The sequence below is a fragment of the Pseudomonas sp. NPDC087342 genome (assembly GCF_044744265.1).
Lineage (GTDB): Bacteria > Pseudomonadota > Gammaproteobacteria > Pseudomonadales > Pseudomonadaceae > Aquipseudomonas > Aquipseudomonas nunensis.
Genome location: NZ_JBIUXZ010000001.1, coordinates 1277896 through 1294294 on the forward strand (window position 1 = coordinate 1277896; position 16399 = coordinate 1294294).

Sequence of the window (16399 nt, forward strand, 5' to 3'; positions counted from 1 at the left end):
TCGAAAAAACTAGGCGATGAAATTGTTGACCCGTAAACCCTCTCACCGCACCAATCCTGAATGAGTTTTACTTATTAGTGTATGCAGCCTCTCTGATTTTTAATGCGAGCTGGTTTTCACCTAACGATGCTCTATCCGCATGAGCCACGTGCTCAATTTTCAGCAGTCGCTGAACATCCAAATTATCAAACAAAGCATACTCGATTGCGAAACGATTGAATTTTCTTCCTTTTTCACTAAGGCAATTATAAAAAATAAATACAAGCTCATAATCAGACAGCAAAGAGCGCATGACTGCTCCTAAATGTTTTCTTTGCGAAGTATCCACACCATCAAGAAATCTAAATACAGAATAGAGACTTCTGAAGTAAAGCCCTAAATCACCCTGATGAGCTCTGTATATTTTTTTAAAGGCTTCAACTCCTCGAGTAATATCTGGCTTTCCTTGAAATTCCAGGCTTAGAGCGACGTACCGCGCCTGCATCTTTCGCCTCCAATCGCGGAAGCAATCTCGCCCCTGTATCGTATGGGCATCTGGACCACTACGATGTAAATCAAACCCTTGGACAACTTGCTGCTGAAGTGCAAGCATATTGTAAAACTGTGACTCTGTTTGCTGCTTAGCGTTTTGAGTATGGCTCTCCTTTAAATCCTTTCTCTGAAAATAAAGCGTAATTAGTACACCAGAGAATGCCAAGCCTGAAAAAAGGGCATTTAGGGCACCGAATGCATCTCCAAATGTCCCACTGCGAACTCCCTTCAAATCAGAAATATCCACCGACGAGGAATAACCTGAGTACAAAAAATAATAATAGCCAACATACGCTACAAATACTGCCGATACACCGCCAGCGATCATCGCGCCAGCACTAATTTTTTTCTTCATATACTTTTACCTACCTGACCCGGCTCCATGCCGGTCAACCGTAATACCCCAACCCAAACCAAATTGCCACCACCGGTCACGGATGGCGGCACCTTTTTGGAAAATCACTTATGACCCCTTCCCGCTAGATACTGGTCGGCGACTGCATCGATATGATACAGACCTTGCCCAACCAGTCAGTGCAGTGAGATACAGTGCAGTTCAAGCGCAAAAAGCACGACTACCGCGTTGGGATGCGGGTCTGCGTCGAATCTCAATACTTCGCTTGGGAGTTCTACGCCATCAAGGAAGCAATCCTCAATGGCACGCGGACCTATACGTCGAAGTTGGCCGCATGAAGCGAATCTACCTCAGCAGGCCAATGACTAGTCTGCCCGGCCTCACTAGTCACTCTCTCCTACTTCAGTACTGTTTCTTGAAATCAAATCTGCTCCAAACTCCATCAGATAAGTGACAAACTCCTCACTCCAATCATTAAGTGCGCAGTAAGCTTTTGCGAGTTCCAAATTTTGAGATTTAGCGACAATTACTTGATGTAGGAAAAACACACATACGCCCCGACCAATATCAGCTAATGGTAGCCCAGCTCTGGACTCCGCAACAATTTCAGCTCGGAGTATTATAGCCGCCCGATTCTCGTTTAATTGCTGACTCAAAATACCAAGTGTTGGTATTTCCAATAAAGCGCAAACTGCCAAACACTTCTCAGTCTCGATGATCTCCACGAGCTTGTACCTACAACTTTCCGCCACCACTTTATCCAAGCCAAGACAATCGCTATCATTTAATACATAACTGGTATAAGTCACCTTGTCAAGAAGAGCTTCCTCAGTACTCTCTTTACCTTCAATACTGTTCTCATAGGCATCCAAATCCGTCCGAATAGATACGAACTCCTGATCGGCAAGCTCTAGAAGCCCCGCTAACCTGGAAAATTTTCTGCGTATATGGCGTGGAACTTGAACAGTACTTTTATAACCTATGTCGTGCTCGATTTCCGCCCAAGTATGCTGAAGAATAGATCTGACCTGAATCTCAACCTTCAGCCCTCTAAATGCAGAATACTCTCTAAGCTTAGATCTCTCCGCATTCATCGACGCTACATAGTGCAAGGACAAATATCCAAACCGATCAGGATCCAGCGCAACTCGCTTATCTATTGAATTATCAGTATCAATAGAAAACTCGGACTCGACCAAAACTGCAACTCGATCAACATCATCTGAGTAGTGAGTTATGACTCGAACGCCCGCTAAGTCGGTAATGTGTGCGAGTGATGGATATGAAGGTTTGGCAGTAATTTTTTTTTCGAGACTCGCAACTTCTTTACAGCGAAAAGATATCGAATGGACACCAATTTCTTCTGCCTTCAACAATCGTTCAAGCAAACCGCTCACGGTAGCAGCGAACGACTCATAACGCGCCCTCTCGAGCTCAAAATCCTTTACTAACCCCCCGTCCTTCAGATCCATTTACTGCTCCAACGCTCCAGTCAAGTTCACAAATCATACAACAGCAGCGTCCGAAAGCCGCATTGATTACAAAAGCAGCGCAAAGGCCGGATGTGGGATAGGGCCGAATCCCTTCACGACATCACCAACAACATCTGCAGGGGCTACCCGTAGCCATCCCGAGTGAACTCATCCAGCTGTAAACCCAAACCTAATAACTCCCTTCTGCCGCCACGCGCGGCGCGGAGCACCAATATAGAAACAGAAATTCTCTCGGATGAAGAGTTGGCAGACATCACCGACTACAAGGCCCGAGCCTACCAACTCTGCTGGCTGGTTGATCGCCACTGGGTGTTCATCGAAAGCCGCGGCAAGCGACCACTGGCTAGCCGCATGTACGCCCGCATGAAGCTGGGCATGCTCTCCCCGACCATCATGGACCCCAACCCACCGCCGGCGGCGCCGGCATGGACGCCTGACTTCTCGCGAGTGAACTGATATGCAACTCCGCAAGGCCGAAACACGCAATTTGCCGTCCCGGATGTATCAATGGACGCGGCCACGGAAAAGCGGAAAGGACTGGATCGCCTGTTACTACTTGGATCCGATTGGTAAGGCGATTCCTTTGGGCAAAGACCTGGACCTGGCTGGGATCAAATGGGCTGAACTCGAGACCAAGGACAAGTCACTCGACCTGCTCACCATGAAAGGCATATTCGATCGGTACATCCACGATCGTTTCGAAGCAAGCTGCGCGTACTCAGAAGGACAACCTGGCGGAAATCAAGCAGCTCAGGCCGATGTTCGACAGCGCGCCAATTGACTCAATCACCCCGGCCACGACTGCTGGGTTAAGAGAAAGGCAGCTCAAGAGCTGAAAGACGCGATGGAACAGGCGTATCTGACCGGCCAGCGGCGAGCGGACGTTCTGGTCATGCGGAAGGATCATGTCGATGGGGAAATACTTGGGCGTGCAGCCGAACATGGCGCACAAGAAGCTGCGCCTCCAGATGACTGAAGGCGATGAGGCCAACAGCCTGGGCCTGCTGATCGCAAAAAAAGGCCGAGCGTAATGCTCAGCATGTTTGCAGCTATCTGATCCTGAGTGCGCGCGGTACATGCCCAACAAATTACACACAAACAAGAACGCCGCTCAAAGAGCGGCGTTTTGCGTATGGGGCAGAAAACGAGACTCGCCTCTGGCGTCCGCCCCAAACAAGGAGCTATCCAAGCTAACGCGATCAAGCACTGTCATGACGCGCCAAACACCGGCTCCCCCAAATTCAACATCAGTCGATTGGCCCAGGCGAAAATCGAGATCGCGTGGATCAAATCCAGCACCTGTCCATCATCCAGCCCCTGATCACGCAGCGCATGAATATGACTGGCGTCCAACGACGCCGGCTCCAGTGTCAGGTCAATGGCGAATTGCACAATGGCTTTCTCGCGATCGGTCGTGCCGGCGGTTGCAGGGTCGGCAAACACCTGGGCGATCACATCGTTGCGCTTGGCCAGTTGTTCGAATCGTTGCGCATGCACCGAGGCGCAGTACACGCACTGATTGATCCGCGACACGACCGTACTCGCCAGTTCGCGCTCGGCGCGGGATAAGCCGCCTGGGGCGTACATGATGGCGTTGAATGCCTGGGAACGCTGGCGAAGGATGTCCGGGTGGTGGGCCAGCGTCAGGTAGTAGTCGGACGTCTTGGCCTGCGGATGGCTCTCTTGCAGTACGTCGATTTGTTCCTGTGTGGCGCGGGTCAAGTCGACGGTGGGCAGCCAGGCTTTCCAGCCCAGCACTTCGTTGGTGAATCCGTTGCTGCGAATAAGCTCACTCATCAGGCTGCTCCGGCGGACAGTAACGCGCCGAGCCCAGCGGCCAGACGCATTTGGTAGGACAGGAACGCAATCAGTTGCGCCAAGACGACGATTTCGGCGGTGCTCAAGCCTTGCTGTTGTAGCGCTTGCAACGCCGCCTGATCACCGTGGACCGGGGATTCGATCAAGGTGCGGGTGAAACTCAAAATCCCGCGCAGGCGCGCGTCATCCAACGTTTCAATGGCAGCGGAATCGATGGCCGCCCGCACGGTTTTATCCGCGCCCAGCGCCTGCAACTGCTCGAGATAGTGCGCAGCCAACGTCGCGTGCGGTGTCAGTCGCGCGGCGTAGTAAGCCACCCATAGGCGCTCACTCAATGACAGGTTGTTTTCCAGTGCCTGATCAAAAAACAGGTCGTGGCTGCCCTGCGTCGCCGAGGCGACCTTGTTCCTGGCATCGCGCACGGCGTGCAGATGCGTTCCCGGCTGGATGCCCAGCAAGCTGTTAAGCAGATCGGCATTGGGTTCAACGGTGGAGGTCATGACAAATCCTGTAAGGCTGTGGGCAAGCGTTGCGCGCAGAGCCCGTCGGGCTCTGGCGCACACCGATTCAAGGTTGTTCGGTGACCATCGTCGCGGCCGTGCGGTCGCTGACCAGCGGCTCGACTTTCAGGCCTTTGCGGGCGGCCCAAATGTTCTGGTAGTGGAACAGCGGAATGATGCCTACGTCGTCACTGACCACCTTGACCGAGTCCTGGAGGATCTTGCGGCGCTTGGCTTCATCAAACTCTGCGGTCGAATCCACCAGCGCCTTGTCCACCAGCGGGTTGCTGTAGTGACCCCAATTCGAGGCGCCCTGCCCTTTGTTGCTGTCCACCGTGGTCAGGATGTTGGTCAGCGCATACGCTGCTTCGCCGGTGCCGTTGCCCCAGGCAATCACACTGATCGCCAGCTCATTTTTGTTGGCCTTGCCGGCATACACCGCCCACGGCAGCACCTCGAGCTGGACCTTGACGCCGATCCGCGACCAGAACTGCGCCACCGCCTGCAGCGCTTCCGGCGCCTGCGGATAGCGATCGCCCGGCACATGCACGGTCAACTGGAAGCCGTCGGGGAAACCGGCCTGCGCCAGCAGTTCCTTGGCCTGTTTCGGATCGAAAGGAATGTTCTTCACGTCCGGGTTGTAGCCGAACGTGTTGGCCGGCATCCATTGATTGGCCTCGGTGACGGTGCCCTGCATGATCCGTTCATCAATCGCCTGACGGTTGATCGCCAGCGACAGCGCCTTGCGCACGCGAACATCGCGCAGCGGGTTCTCTGGCAGCGGCTTGCCGGCGTTATCGCGAATGAACTCGTTGGGGCCTTCGCGGAAACTCGGCTGGATAATCAGCGCCCGCAAGCCTTGATAGGCGAAGACATTGACGTTCGGGGTCTTGCGCAGACGCTCGACATCCGTGGGCGATACCTTATCGATCACGTCCACGTCACCGGCGAGCAAAGCCGCAGTGCGGTTGGCAGCGTTGGCGATAAAGCGGTAGTCAACCTTGTCCCAGGTCGGCTTGGCGCCCCAATAGGTATCGTTTCGCTCGAAGATCGTCCGGTCACCCGGCACGTAAGACACGAAACGGTACGGCCCCACGCCCACCATGGCCTTGCCCGAGTTGTAATCGGCGCTGCTGGCATTCGCGCCGGCATGCCGGCTGACGATGTAGATCGAGTCCACGTCCGGCAGCAGGTTCGCGTTCGGCGTGCGGGTCTTGATGATCAGCGTGTGATCGTCCTTGGCCGTGACCGATTCCACCGTGCGTGTGGCCCCGGCATACGACGCCACGCTGCCCGGCACATTGCGGGCGCGCTCGAACGAGAACACGAAGTCATCGGCAGTCAGCGGCGTGCCGTCCTGCCATTTCACGTCGTCGCGCAGGGCAAATTCCCAAGTCGTGTCATCGATGACTTTCCAGCTCTTGGCCAGGCCCGGCAGGGTTTTGTCGTCGCGCCGATTGACCAGCGATTCGAAGGCATGCAGCGCCACCGAGCGGTCACCGGCGTATTTGTTGAGTTGCGGATCGAGGGACGACACAGGGTCGGCGTAACCGATGCGCAGGGTCTGCGCGGCAGCACTGCCGGCCGCCAGGATAAGCGCCGAGGCTAACAGTGAACGAACAAGTGGCTTCATGGGTAATTCCTTGCACGCAATGGGCATGACGAGCGTCATAGCGCTCGTTCAAAAGTGGTCGTTGAGGTGACACGCGCTCAGGTGGTTCGGCGAAACCTCCCTGAGTGCTGGAACTTCGTTGCGGCAGCGCGCGGTGGCGTGTGGGCAACGAGGATGGAAATGACACCCGGCGGGCGGGTTCAGCGGGCTGGGGATTTCCCCTTTGATCGCGTCATAACGGGTGCTGCGGACATCGAAACGCGGGATTTGCGCCAACAGGGCCTGGGTGTAGGGATGGTTGGCGCGGGCAAACAGGTCATCGACCGACGCGCTCTCGACCACCCGTCCCAGGTACATCACCACGACGCGGTCGCACAGGTGCTCGACAACGCCCAGGTCATGGCTGATGAACAGATAGGTCAGGCCCAGCTCATCGCGCAGGTCCATGAACAGATTGAGAATCTGCGCCTGGATCGACACGTCCAGCGCCGCCACTGACTCATCGCAGACCAACAATTGCGGCTGCACCGCCAGCGCCCGGGCAATGCCGATGCGTTGACGTTGACCGCCACTGAATTGATGCGGGTAACGCTGACGCAGCTGCGGACTGAGCCCGGCGCGTTGCAGCTGCGCACTGACGTAATCGTCAAAACCTTGCTTGTCGGTCAAGCCATGCAGCAACGCGCCCTCGCCGACGATACGGTCGACTCGCAGGCGCGGATTGAGGCTCGACGACGGATCCTGGAAGATCATCTGCACCTTCAGACGGACAGCCTGACGCTCATCCGCCGTCAGGTTGTCGAGGGATTTGCCATCCACCCACGCCGTGCCCGATGACACCGGCAGCAGCCCCGCCACCATGCGCCCGAGGGTTGATTTGCCACAGCCGGATTCACCGACCAGCCCAACCACTTCGCCACGGTTGATGCGCAGGTCCACGGAATCGACGGCATGGGTCACAGGCTTGGGCTGCGTCAGGTGCAAGCGTTGCATCAGGTGCTGAATTGAATGTTCTTGCACCGGTTTGCCGAACGTCTTGCTGACTTGGCGCAGTTCAATCAGTGGGATTTGATCAGTACGCATCAGCGGCTCCCGGGTGAAAACAACGAACCGTCTGGCCGGGCAAGATCTCACGAGGTTCAGGCTCCTGGGTACAGAGCGCCGACGCTCGACTGCAGCGTTCGGCGAATGCACAGCCGGTCGGCATCGAGGACAGGTCCGGCGCCATCCCGGGAATCTGCCGCAGACGCTCACCGCGTTTATTACGGCTCGGCAGGCTGTTGATCAGGCCTTGGGTGTAAGGGTGTTGCGGACGATCAAGCACATCGGCAACCGAACCCTGCTCGACGATGCGCCCGGCGTACATCACGGCCACGTCGTCGGCCAACCCGGCCACCACCGACAGGTCATGGGTAATCCAGATCAGCGAAGTGCCCTGCTCGCGCACCAGTTTCTGCACTTCGCTGAGGATCTGCGCCTGGATCGTCACGTCCAGCGCCGTCGTCGGCTCATCTGCAATGATCAGGTCAGGCGAATGCAGCAGTGCAATCGCAATCGCCACCCGCTGACGCATACCACCGGACAACTGATGGGGATAAGCGCGCAGGCGTTCTTCAGGGCTGGCGATGCCCATCAGCGCCAAGGTGCGACTGGCGTGTTCACGGGCTTCGCGCTTGCTCAGTGAACGATGGGCCTGCACCGCTTCGATCATTTGCGTGTCGACGCGCAGCACCGGATTGAGGGTCATCATCGGGTCCTGGAAAATCATCGCGATCCGATTGCCTTGTAATGCGCGCAGTTGGGAAGCCGAGAGTGTTGTGAGATCACGTCCCTTGAACAACACCTGCCCGCCACTGATACGCCCGGGCTCATCCACCAGCCCGAGAATGGAAAACCCGGTCACTGATTTACCCGAGCCCGACTCGCCCACCAGGCCCAGGATTCGACCTGGCTGAACGTGTAGCGACAGATCACGCACCGCCGGCAGCACACCGGCCCGGGTGTAGAACGAGGTGCACAGGCCGCGCACCTCCAAGGTCGGCAGCAGCGGCATTTCAGGCAGGCTCATCGTTGCAACCTCGGGTTCAGGACATCGCGCAATCGGTCGCCGACCAGATTGATCGCGACGATGGTGATCAACAGCGCCAGCCCCGGAAACAGACTGATCCAGTATTCGTTGCTGAGCATGTACTGGAAGCCGTTGGCGATCAGCAGGCCCAGGGACGGCTCCGTGACCGGCACACCGAGACCGAGAAATGACAAGGTCGCTTCCAGGGTGATCGCGCGGGCAATCTGCAAGGCGCCGATGACAATCAACGGTGGCAGGCAGTTGGGCAAAATGTGTCCGATGACGATGCGCAACGGACCAATGCCCTGCCCCCGTGCGGCGTCGACGTATTCCCGACGGCTTTCGGTCAATGCCTGGCCCCGGGCGGTCCGGGCGTAGTAGGCCCATTCCAGCAGGACTAACGTGAGCATCACGTTGCCGACACCCTTGCCCAGCCAGGCGAGGATCATCAGCGCCATGAGAATCACCGGGAACGACAGCAGCAGGTCCACCAGGCGCATCAACAACGCATCGACCCAGCCACCGACATACGCCGACACCAGGCCGAGTAAAGTGCCGATCAATGCCGCGATCAACGCCGAACCGATCCCGACCCACAAACTGATGCGCAAGCCATACAGGATCGCCGAGACCAGGTCGCGGCCCTGGCCATCGGTGCCGAGCCAATAGGTGTAGCCGCTGTCCATATTGACGCTGCCCGGTGCCAGGCGTGCATCCATTACGTTGAGCTGCATCAGGTCATAGGGGTTCTGCACCACGATCCATGGCGCAAAAACCGCAACCAGCACGATAGCCAATAACAGCAGCAGCGCAATGACTGCCGTCGGCGAACTCATGAACTCGACGGACACCCGACGCCAGGGCGACTGGGCCTGCAAACCTACGCGGGCGGTTGAGGTTTTTTGAACGGCATTCATCGGGAGGCCTCGACGCGCACACGGGGGTCGAGCCAGTAATACAGGCAGTCGACAATCAAATTGAGCACCACGAAGATCACCACGACCACCATCAGATAAGCCACCACCACCGGCCGATCCAGCGTGTTGATGCTGTCCAGAATCAGCTTCCCGGCGCCGGGCCAGGAAAAGATGCTTTCGGTGACCACGGCGTAGGCGATGGTCGATCCCAGTTCCATCGCCAGCACCGTGACCAACGGGATCATGGTGTTGCGCATGACGTGCATGCACATCACCCGCATCGGAGAGAGGCCCTTCGCGCGGGCAAATTTGACGAACTCTTGTGGCAGCACTTCACGCACGCCTGCACGGGTCAGGCGCAATACCAGCGAGATTTTGAACAGCGCCAGGTTCAGCGCAGGCAACAGCAGATGTTGCAGGCCATCAAGGGTCAGCCACGACCACTGCACCCCCAGCCACTCGCGGGTCTCGCCGCGCCCGCTGGCGGGCAGCCAACCCAATTTGATCGAGAACAACATGATCATCATCAACGCCACCCAGAACGCGGGCAGTGAAAAGCCCACAATGCTGCAGGCCATCATCAGGCGCGAGAACGGGTGATCGGGATAGGCGCCGGCAAACATGCCCAAGGGAACGCCAATCACCACAGCCAGGAACAGCGCGCTGAAGGCCAGTTCGAAGGTGGCTGGCAGTCGTTGCAGAATCAGGCGCATGGCGTCTTCGTGATAGACAAAACTCTGCCCCAGGTTGCCGTGGACCGCGCCCTTGAGAAAAATCAGGTATTGCTCCCACAACGGCTTGTCCAGCCCCAGGTGTGCGATGGCCTGCAAGCGTTCGGCCTGATTGAGGTCTTCGCCCACCAGAATATCCATGGGATTGCCAATGGCGTTGAGGCCGACAAATACCACGAGGGTCATCAGCACAATCACCAGCAACGACTGAGTCAATCGTCGCAGCGCCCAGCCGATCATTGCCGCAGCTCTTCAGCGGTCGGCTGGGCTGGTACCCATTCGTCGCCCAGCAACTCGGGGTCTGCATAGCTGCGCATGGCTTCGAAATGCAGCGCAATGTCGTCGTTGAACAACTGGCCGACCAACGCGTGCGCCAGGCGTTTTGAGCCTTCGCTGATGGCCGGGATGTCACCGGACACCGCGCCATAGGTCAGTGCCGCGGGATAACTGAAGCAATGGATATGGTTCAACCCCGGGCAGGTGCCGAGTGTCTTTTCCTTGAATTCGAAACAGTCGCCCAGGTCCGGTAGTTCGGACAATTCGGCATCGAGCTCCGTGGAAGGGGCCTCGAAGCGATCCCGCCAGATACGGATGTGCGAGGCGAACGGCGCGAATTCCGGGCGTTGCTGAAAGTCCGTGCGAAAACCGGTGGCGAACACCAGGAAATCCGCTTCGATCCGCGCAGTGGGCGTGTGCAGCCAGAGGCCGCCCGCCGGGTTTTGTTCCACCGAGATCACCGGACTGCTCAACAGGAACCGCGCTTTGCCGGAGTTGGAAACCCTAAGCGTACTGCCGCGTGGCGGAGGCACTTGCTGCGTATTGAGGTAGTTGCGGATCCGCCATTTCCAGGCGTCCGGCAGACGCCAATAGCCGTGGATCATCCCCGGATTGCCGGCGCCCTTGCCTTTGTTGATGCGCGGCAACTCTGCACGGCGGATCAGCAGGTCGACGCCCTTCGCGCCTGCTTCCAGCGCAGTGGCGGCACTGTCCATGGCAGACGCCCCGCCACCGATGACCGCAACGCGCTTGCCTTCGAACCATTCGTTCTGCAAACCGTCCGCCGAATGCGCCCAAAGATGACCCGGAAGTTGCCGAGCGAATTCAGGCACCCAAGGTCCGCCCAGACCGTCGCGCCCGGTGGCGAGTACGACATGACGCGCCAATAGATTTTGCGTGTGCGCGGGCGTCACGATCTCCAGTTCAACCAACCCGTCGGCTCTTGGCGCGACCCGGCTGACGCGGTGTTCATTGCGCACGTCCAGCGCCAAAACCTTGCGATACCAACGCAGGTAATCAGCCCATTGCAGACGCGGAATCTTGTCCAGCGCGGCCCAGCCCTCGGCGCCAAATTGCGCTTCGTACCAGGCGCGAAACGTCAACGCCGGCAAGCCCAGTGCCGGCCCGGTCAGGTGTTTGGGTGAGCGCAAGGTTTCCATGCGGGCGGTGGTCGCCCAAGGTCCTTCGAAGCCTGCCGGCGACTGATCGAAAATCACCGCTGCAACGCCGAGGTGGCGCAGCTCGGCGGCAAGCGCCAGACCGGCCATGCCGCCGCCGATGATTGCCACATCGAGTACCGCTGCGCCTGCGCTGACGCGTGGCTTGACCCATGGATTGGCCGGCAGGTCGAGCCAGGCGAGGTCCTGGCGCAAGCGTGCTTCAAGGGCCGCAAGGTCGGCAGGTGGGGTGGCATCGGACATTGATTGCTACTCGATGACGATCGAGAGCAATTCACTCGACCCTTTGTTGAAATCACTTCAAAAAGCATTCAAGGCCGACAAGAAATGAATTCTAAAGGCCATTGAATGCTTAAAGTGAATACTAAAAGGGGTTTTTTATTCTAACAACGCTCAAAAAAACATATTGATATTCATAAATGGAATTAACGAGCGACGAAACGCTAGACCAAGACCTGCGACTAACCTGCCTTACTCCGCGTAGATGCTCTGCAACAAAGCGTCGTGAGCGCTGGCCTCATGCATGACCATCTCCGGCAGCAGCAATTTTGCCGATGTGGCGATTTCGTCGATCAGCGCCCGCGTCACGTCGGACAACGGGCTGGCGAACGCCGAAATCAAGCCAAAGAAAAACGGGATGTTGCAGGCAATCGGCCTGACCACCACGCCTTCCAACGGCACGCCCATCGCGGTAAAGGGATCGACCAGCGCAACGCCCAATCCGACTCTGGCCATCTGCATCGCGACCAGCGAGGTGTTGGTGTCGAGCATGCGCGTCGGTGGCCCGCCGGCATCGTGGAAGGCTTTGTCGACACGTCGACGAAACCGGTACGGATTGGCCATGGTGATCAAGGTCTGTTGCGCCAGCAGTTCCATGGACAGCACGTCGTGCGACGCCAATTCGGAACTGGCTGACAACACCGCGACGCAGGGCGCCTCGCCGATCCAGTGAATCTCCAGCCCGCGATGTTCCAGCGGCAGGCTCACGGCGCCCAGGTCCATGGTTTTCGACAGCACTGCCTGCACCACATTTTCCGGCGACATGCTCTGCAACTGGATCTGCTGCGGACGCAGGCTATCCGGCAAACGTGCCAGCGCCGCAGGCAACAGCCCAAGCGCCAACGCCGAGATCGCGACCAATTTGATCTGATGGTTTTCTTCCAGCGCGATGTGCTGCGCGCGCTGGCGAATGTTGCGAATGCCCAGCAGTGCGCTTTCGACTTCGGCGTACATCATGAACGCCTTGTGGGTAGGCGTGACCTTCGGCCCGCTGCGTTCGAACAAGGCAAAGCCGAGCTCTTGCTCCAGTTCCTGAATGACCCGGGTAACCGAAGGTTGGGAACGGCCGAGCATCTTTCCCGCTGCGGTGACACTGCCCGCCGACATCACAGCAGCGAAGGCTTCAAGCTGACGCAGATCCATAAACACGCCTTGATCAATACGGAGACTGACAGGAGCACAGCACATAAGGCTCCCAAGTTCGAAGCGCGAAAGTCTACACACAGTTCACACATATATCGCGTCAGCAGCCCTCGTGTCCGGCCTCTCGACGCCAAGACCCTGCCCTCTGCGCCATTGACCTCGATCTATAGATATTCCCCAACGATATTTAAAAAATGATTTTTATATCTATAGAGTCGGCGAAAGTGCCATCTGCTGAATCGGTTAGCCCAGCCCCTTTATCACCACCCTGACGAGTACATCAATGAAAGGCATCAAACTTCGTTCGTTGTCAGCCACCCTTGGTTCGGCCGCTTTGCTGAGCGCAGTGTTTGCCTCATCTGCCATGGCTGGCCTGTTGGAAAAAGGTCGCAGCAGCGGGCTCACCGCGGGCATCGCCAACGAGCAGCCCTATGCGTATATCGGCACGGATGGAAACGTCACTGGTGCCAACGTTGAGGTGCTGCAGGCCATTTTGAAACCACTGGGCATTACCAAAATTGACACGCCTATTACCGATTTCGGCTCGCTGGTTCCAGGACTCGCCGCCGGGCGTTTCGATCTGATCGGCGCCGGTCTGTTCATCAACCCCGCTCGCTGCAAAGTCATTGGCTACTCCAATCCCGTCACCCATTCCGGCGGTGCGTTTATTGTCAAAGCGGGCAACCCGCTGAACTTGCACAGCCTCAAGGACGTCGCCGCCAACGCAAAAGTACGCCTGGCCACGCAGACCGGCACCAATCAGGTTCAGGAAGCCAAGGACACCGGCATTGCCGCCAGCAACGTCATCCTGTTCGACAAAGACACCGAAGCACTGGCGGCGCTCCAGGCCGATCGCGTCGATGTGGTGTATTTCCCCGATGCCGAGATCATCAGTCTGGTGAAAAAAGCCAATAGCCCGGCGATCGAACGCGCCCTGCCCTTCAATCAGATTCCCGATGCCCAAGGCAAGCCGACCTGGAATTACCACGCCTATGGCCTGCCGAAAAACGATCCTGAGTTCACCCAGGCGTTCAACGATCAACTGGCGAAACTGCGTGCGTCCGGCGAACTGTTGAAGATTCTGCAGAAATACGGCTACACCGAAAATGAACTGCCGGAAGCCGATGTGACTGCTGCACAACGCTGCACACTCTGACACTCATCGCACTGAGAGAACTTCGTTTTGCACAAGCACATCATCGGCGAAATCAGCACGTTGAGCTGGGGAACGCTGACCTTTGATAAGCCCTTGCTGGCGGATCTGCAACTGCCGTATTTCGACATCCAGGCGCCGTTGCCCGGGCCGAAACTGGCGATCATCGCCGGCATGAGGCCATGTTGATCGAACCCGCAACGCTGGATACCGCCACGTTCATTGCCCGGCAGTTGGCCAAGGGTGCGTTGACGACACTGGAAATTACCGTCCTTGCGGAGCTGGTGGTGTTGCTGATGTCCTTCGTCATCGCGCTGATGCGTCTTTCATCGTCGCGAGCCCTGCGCTGGATCGCCACGATCTATGTCGAAGTGCTGCGCGGCATCTCCGCACTGGTGCTGTTGTTCTACCTGTTTTTCATTTTGCCGTTGTTCGGCATCAGCCTGTCGCCCATGACCACTGGGGTGATCGGCCTGGGCCTGACATTCTCGGCCTATGGATCGGAAATCGTCCGCTCGGCGCTGATCAACGTCAGCCACGGACAGCGCGATGCGCTTCGGGCTTTGGACTTTGGCCCTGTGACGGCATTTCGCCGCATCCTGCTGCCCCAGGCCCTGCCCTTCATGTTGCCGCCGTTGGGCAATCAGTTGGTGGAACTGATGAAAACCACCTCGCTGGTGTCATTGATTACCCTGAGCGACCTGACATTTTCCGGCGGGCAACTGGTGACCACCCTGGGCCAGCAGACGCTGATCTGGAGCATCGTGCTGGTGTGCTATTTCGTCATGGCCTGGCCAATGAGTTGGCTGGTTCGGCGTTATGAGCAACATGTCACTGCGTGGCGACAGGACCGCACATCATGAATTTCGACTACGACTTTGCCTGGTCAATTCTGCCGGATCTGTTGCGAGGCCTGCTGGTCACCCTCCAAGTAGTGGTGCTCGGCTTTCTGCTCGCGGTGTTGTTGGGTCTGGTGTTGGCCATGGCCCAGCGATCGCGGGTCGCCATCGTCCGTGCCGTGAGCACGGGCTACCTGAGTTTTTTCCGCAACACGCCGTTGATGGTCCAGTTGTATGTGCTGTTCTTTGCCTTTCCGCTGGTGGGGATCACCCTGCCCGCGATCTCTACCGGGGTCATCGGACTGGGACTGTATTACGGCGCCTACATCGCCGAGGCCTATCGCGGAGCCATCGACGGTGTGCCGGCCGGACAATGGGAAGCCGCCAAGGCACTGGATTTCGATACCGCGACGACGTGGCAAAGGATCGTCCTGCCTCAAGCGTTGAAACCCATGCTGCCGGTCCTCGGCAACTACCTGATCGGCATGTTCAAGGAAACCCCGCTGCTCGCCGTCATCACCATTCCGGAACTGTTTCAGGCGGCCAAGCAGATCGCCGGCATGACCTATCGCTACAACGAACCCTATACCGTCATGGCCCTGATGTTTCTCGCGATCAGCGTGCCGACTTCCCTATTTTTCAGATACCTCGAAAGGCGCAGCCATGACTGATCTCGCACACGCCCAAAGCCTCGCGCCGGTGCAGATTTCGCTCAAGCAGGTGGTAAAGAATTTTGGCAACACACGGGTCATCGACCACCTCGACCTGAGCATCCCGCAAGGCCAGAAAGTCGCCTTGATCGGCCCCAGCGGCTCAGGGAAATCCACGGTTTTGCGTTTGATCAAAGGGCTCGAAACGTATCAGCATGGCAGCATTGAAGTCGCTGGCGCAGCGGTGCCAGTCAAACGCTCGGGCTGGCGCTGGCCAGGCGCAGCAAGAGCACCCGTGGTGCATCGCGTGGGCATGGTTTTCCAGCAGTTCAACCTGTTCCCGCACCTGACGGTTCAAGAAAACATCACCGAGGCGCCCTTCCGGGTGTTGAAACTCAGCCGCGAAGAAGCCAACGCCCGCGCAGAGCAATACTTGGGGCTGGTCGGTTTAAGCCACAAGGCCGACGCGTTCCCGAGCCAACTGTCAGGTGGCCAACAGCAACGCGTGGCGATTGCCCGAGCCCTGGCGATGCGCCCGCAAGTCATGCTGTTCGACGAAGTCACCTCGGCGCTGGACCCGGAACTGGTCGGCGAAGTGTTGGCGGTCATCCGCGCCATCGCTCATGAGCAGCAGATGACCATGTTGTTGGTAACCCATGAAATGAAGTTCGCCCAGGACATCGCTGATCGAGTGTTGTTTATGGAGGCCGGAAAAATTGTCGCCGATGGCTCGCCGAGGCAAATATTGGTCAATCCTGACAATGAGCGGACACGACGCTTTCTGAATCTGGTCGAGCAGCGTTAATGCTTGATCACGGTTGCTGAAGCTCTTTTCCCACTCATGACTACGACGAAA

The 16399-nt window shown here is 57.5% G+C and carries 18 protein-coding genes; 7 read left to right on the top strand and 11 right to left on the bottom strand.

Features of this window, described 5'->3' with window-relative positions:
• Window positions 1–67 precede the first annotated feature (67 nt).
• A complete protein-coding gene (locus tag ACIOYV_RS05745; RefSeq protein ID WP_401321634.1) occupies window positions 68–886 on the bottom strand; it encodes a putative phage abortive infection protein in 819 nt (272 codons plus the stop codon).
• Window positions 887–1269: 383 nt separating this feature from the next.
• On the bottom strand, window positions 1270–2358 hold the full coding sequence (locus ACIOYV_RS05750) for a GTP pyrophosphokinase family protein (RefSeq protein ID WP_401321637.1): 1089 nt from the start codon (window positions 2356–2358) through the stop codon (window positions 1270–1272).
• Between the two features lie 234 nt (window positions 2359–2592).
• Between ACIOYV_RS05750 and ACIOYV_RS05755 the strand changes: the two genes are divergently transcribed.
• Complete coding sequence (locus ACIOYV_RS05755) at window positions 2593–2835, top strand: DUF4224 domain-containing protein (protein ID WP_401322618.1); 243 nt, start codon at window positions 2593–2595, stop codon at window positions 2833–2835.
• Window position 2836: 1 nt separating this feature from the next.
• Complete coding sequence (locus ACIOYV_RS05760; protein WP_401321639.1) at window positions 2837–3160, top strand: hypothetical protein; 324 nt, start codon at window positions 2837–2839, stop codon at window positions 3158–3160.
• A 428-nt stretch (window positions 3161–3588) separates the two neighbouring features.
• On the opposite strand, the gene ACIOYV_RS05765 is transcribed toward ACIOYV_RS05760, so the two are convergent.
• The 9 genes from ACIOYV_RS05765 to ACIOYV_RS05805 form a co-directional block, all read right to left on the bottom strand.
• Window positions 3589–4176, bottom strand: coding sequence for a peroxidase-related enzyme (locus ACIOYV_RS05765; protein WP_401321642.1), 588 nt, complete (start codon window positions 4174–4176; stop codon window positions 3589–3591).
• Window positions 4176–4697 (bottom strand): CMD domain-containing protein, encoded by a 522-nt coding sequence (locus ACIOYV_RS05770; RefSeq protein ID WP_401321645.1) that lies wholly within the window; start codon window positions 4695–4697, stop codon window positions 4176–4178. The genes ACIOYV_RS05765 and ACIOYV_RS05770 overlap by 1 nt, the downstream gene beginning before the upstream one ends.
• A 67-nt stretch (window positions 4698–4764) precedes the next feature.
• Window positions 4765–6330, bottom strand: coding sequence for an ABC transporter substrate-binding protein (locus ACIOYV_RS05775; RefSeq protein ID WP_401321647.1), 1566 nt, complete (start codon window positions 6328–6330; stop codon window positions 4765–4767).
• A 48-nt stretch (window positions 6331–6378) separates the two neighbouring features.
• Complete coding sequence (locus ACIOYV_RS05780) at window positions 6379–7392, bottom strand: ABC transporter ATP-binding protein (protein WP_401321649.1); 1014 nt, start codon at window positions 7390–7392, stop codon at window positions 6379–6381.
• A complete protein-coding gene (locus ACIOYV_RS05785) occupies window positions 7382–8377 on the bottom strand; it encodes an ABC transporter ATP-binding protein (protein WP_401321652.1) in 996 nt (331 codons plus the stop codon). Before ACIOYV_RS05785 ends, ACIOYV_RS05780 begins: the two co-directional genes overlap by 11 nt.
• Window positions 8374–9294 carry an ABC transporter permease gene (locus ACIOYV_RS05790; protein WP_401321654.1) on the bottom strand — a complete coding sequence of 307 codons (921 nt, stop codon included), beginning with the start codon at window positions 9292–9294 and terminating at the stop codon, window positions 8374–8376. Before ACIOYV_RS05790 ends, ACIOYV_RS05785 begins: the two co-directional genes overlap by 4 nt.
• Window positions 9291–10265: an ABC transporter permease gene (locus ACIOYV_RS05795; RefSeq protein ID WP_265045383.1), complete on the bottom strand. Its 975-nt coding sequence runs from the start codon at window positions 10263–10265 to the stop codon at window positions 9291–9293. The genes ACIOYV_RS05790 and ACIOYV_RS05795 overlap by 4 nt, the downstream gene beginning before the upstream one ends.
• Window positions 10262–11722 carry an FAD-dependent oxidoreductase gene (locus ACIOYV_RS05800; RefSeq protein WP_401321657.1) on the bottom strand — a complete coding sequence of 487 codons (1461 nt, stop codon included), beginning with the start codon at window positions 11720–11722 and terminating at the stop codon, window positions 10262–10264. The genes ACIOYV_RS05795 and ACIOYV_RS05800 overlap by 4 nt, the downstream gene beginning before the upstream one ends.
• 228 nt (window positions 11723–11950) lie before the next feature.
• Complete coding sequence (locus tag ACIOYV_RS05805; protein WP_401321659.1) at window positions 11951–12901, bottom strand: LysR family transcriptional regulator; 951 nt, start codon at window positions 12899–12901, stop codon at window positions 11951–11953.
• Window positions 12902–13184: 283 nt separating this feature from the next.
• On the opposite strand from ACIOYV_RS05805, the gene ehuB reads away from it, so the two are divergent.
• The 5 genes from ehuB to ACIOYV_RS05830 are packed head-to-tail and all read left to right on the top strand — an operon-like array spanning window position 13185 to window position 16348.
• Window positions 13185–14057: an ectoine/hydroxyectoine ABC transporter substrate-binding protein EhuB gene (ehuB, locus tag ACIOYV_RS05810; protein WP_401321661.1), complete on the top strand. Its 873-nt coding sequence runs from the start codon at window positions 13185–13187 to the stop codon at window positions 14055–14057.
• A 27-nt stretch (window positions 14058–14084) separates the two neighbouring features.
• Window positions 14085–14243 carry a hypothetical protein gene (locus ACIOYV_RS05815; protein WP_401321663.1) on the top strand — a complete coding sequence of 53 codons (159 nt, stop codon included), beginning with the start codon at window positions 14085–14087 and terminating at the stop codon, window positions 14241–14243.
• Window positions 14237–14917, top strand: coding sequence for an ectoine/hydroxyectoine ABC transporter permease subunit EhuC (gene ehuC / locus ACIOYV_RS05820; RefSeq protein WP_054614957.1), 681 nt, complete (start codon window positions 14237–14239; stop codon window positions 14915–14917). The genes ACIOYV_RS05815 and ehuC overlap by 7 nt, the downstream gene beginning before the upstream one ends.
• Complete coding sequence (gene ehuD / locus ACIOYV_RS05825) at window positions 14914–15564, top strand: ectoine/hydroxyectoine ABC transporter permease subunit EhuD (protein WP_401321665.1); 651 nt, start codon at window positions 14914–14916, stop codon at window positions 15562–15564. The genes ehuC and ehuD overlap by 4 nt, the downstream gene beginning before the upstream one ends.
• On the top strand, window positions 15557–16348 hold the full coding sequence (locus ACIOYV_RS05830) for an amino acid ABC transporter ATP-binding protein (protein ID WP_401321667.1): 792 nt from the start codon (window positions 15557–15559) through the stop codon (window positions 16346–16348). Before ehuD ends, ACIOYV_RS05830 begins: the two co-directional genes overlap by 8 nt.
• The last annotated feature ends 51 nt before the right edge of the window (window positions 16349–16399 follow it).

Coding starts and splice junctions, on each gene's coding strand:
- ehuC (WP_054614957.1), top strand. CDS start 14,237: ATGTTGATCGAACCCGCAACGCTGGATACCGCCACGTTCATTGCCCGG.
- ACIOYV_RS05775 (WP_401321647.1), bottom strand. CDS start 6,330: ATGAAGCCACTTGTTCGTTCACTGTTAGCCTCGGCGCTTATCCTGGCG.
- ACIOYV_RS05760 (WP_401321639.1), top strand. CDS start 2,837: ATGCAACTCCGCAAGGCCGAAACACGCAATTTGCCGTCCCGGATGTAT.
- ACIOYV_RS05830 (WP_401321667.1), top strand. CDS start 15,557: ATGACTGATCTCGCACACGCCCAAAGCCTCGCGCCGGTGCAGATTTCG.
- ACIOYV_RS05800 (WP_401321657.1), bottom strand. CDS start 11,722: ATGTCCGATGCCACCCCACCTGCCGACCTTGCGGCCCTTGAAGCACGC.
- ACIOYV_RS05785 (WP_401321652.1), bottom strand. CDS start 8,377: ATGAGCCTGCCTGAAATGCCGCTGCTGCCGACCTTGGAGGTGCGCGGC.
- ACIOYV_RS05805 (WP_401321659.1), bottom strand. CDS start 12,901: ATGGATCTGCGTCAGCTTGAAGCCTTCGCTGCTGTGATGTCGGCGGGC.
- ACIOYV_RS05750 (WP_401321637.1), bottom strand. CDS start 2,358: ATGGATCTGAAGGACGGGGGGTTAGTAAAGGATTTTGAGCTCGAGAGG.
- ehuD (WP_401321665.1), top strand. CDS start 14,914: ATGAATTTCGACTACGACTTTGCCTGGTCAATTCTGCCGGATCTGTTG.
- ACIOYV_RS05745 (WP_401321634.1), bottom strand. CDS start 886: ATGAAGAAAAAAATTAGTGCTGGCGCGATGATCGCTGGCGGTGTATCG.
- ACIOYV_RS05765 (WP_401321642.1), bottom strand. CDS start 4,176: ATGAGTGAGCTTATTCGCAGCAACGGATTCACCAACGAAGTGCTGGGC.
- ehuB (WP_401321661.1), top strand. CDS start 13,185: ATGAAAGGCATCAAACTTCGTTCGTTGTCAGCCACCCTTGGTTCGGCC.
- ACIOYV_RS05790 (WP_401321654.1), bottom strand. CDS start 9,294: ATGAATGCCGTTCAAAAAACCTCAACCGCCCGCGTAGGTTTGCAGGCC.
- ACIOYV_RS05795 (WP_265045383.1), bottom strand. CDS start 10,265: ATGATCGGCTGGGCGCTGCGACGATTGACTCAGTCGTTGCTGGTGATT.
- ACIOYV_RS05770 (WP_401321645.1), bottom strand. CDS start 4,697: ATGACCTCCACCGTTGAACCCAATGCCGATCTGCTTAACAGCTTGCTG.
- ACIOYV_RS05780 (WP_401321649.1), bottom strand. CDS start 7,392: ATGCGTACTGATCAAATCCCACTGATTGAACTGCGCCAAGTCAGCAAG.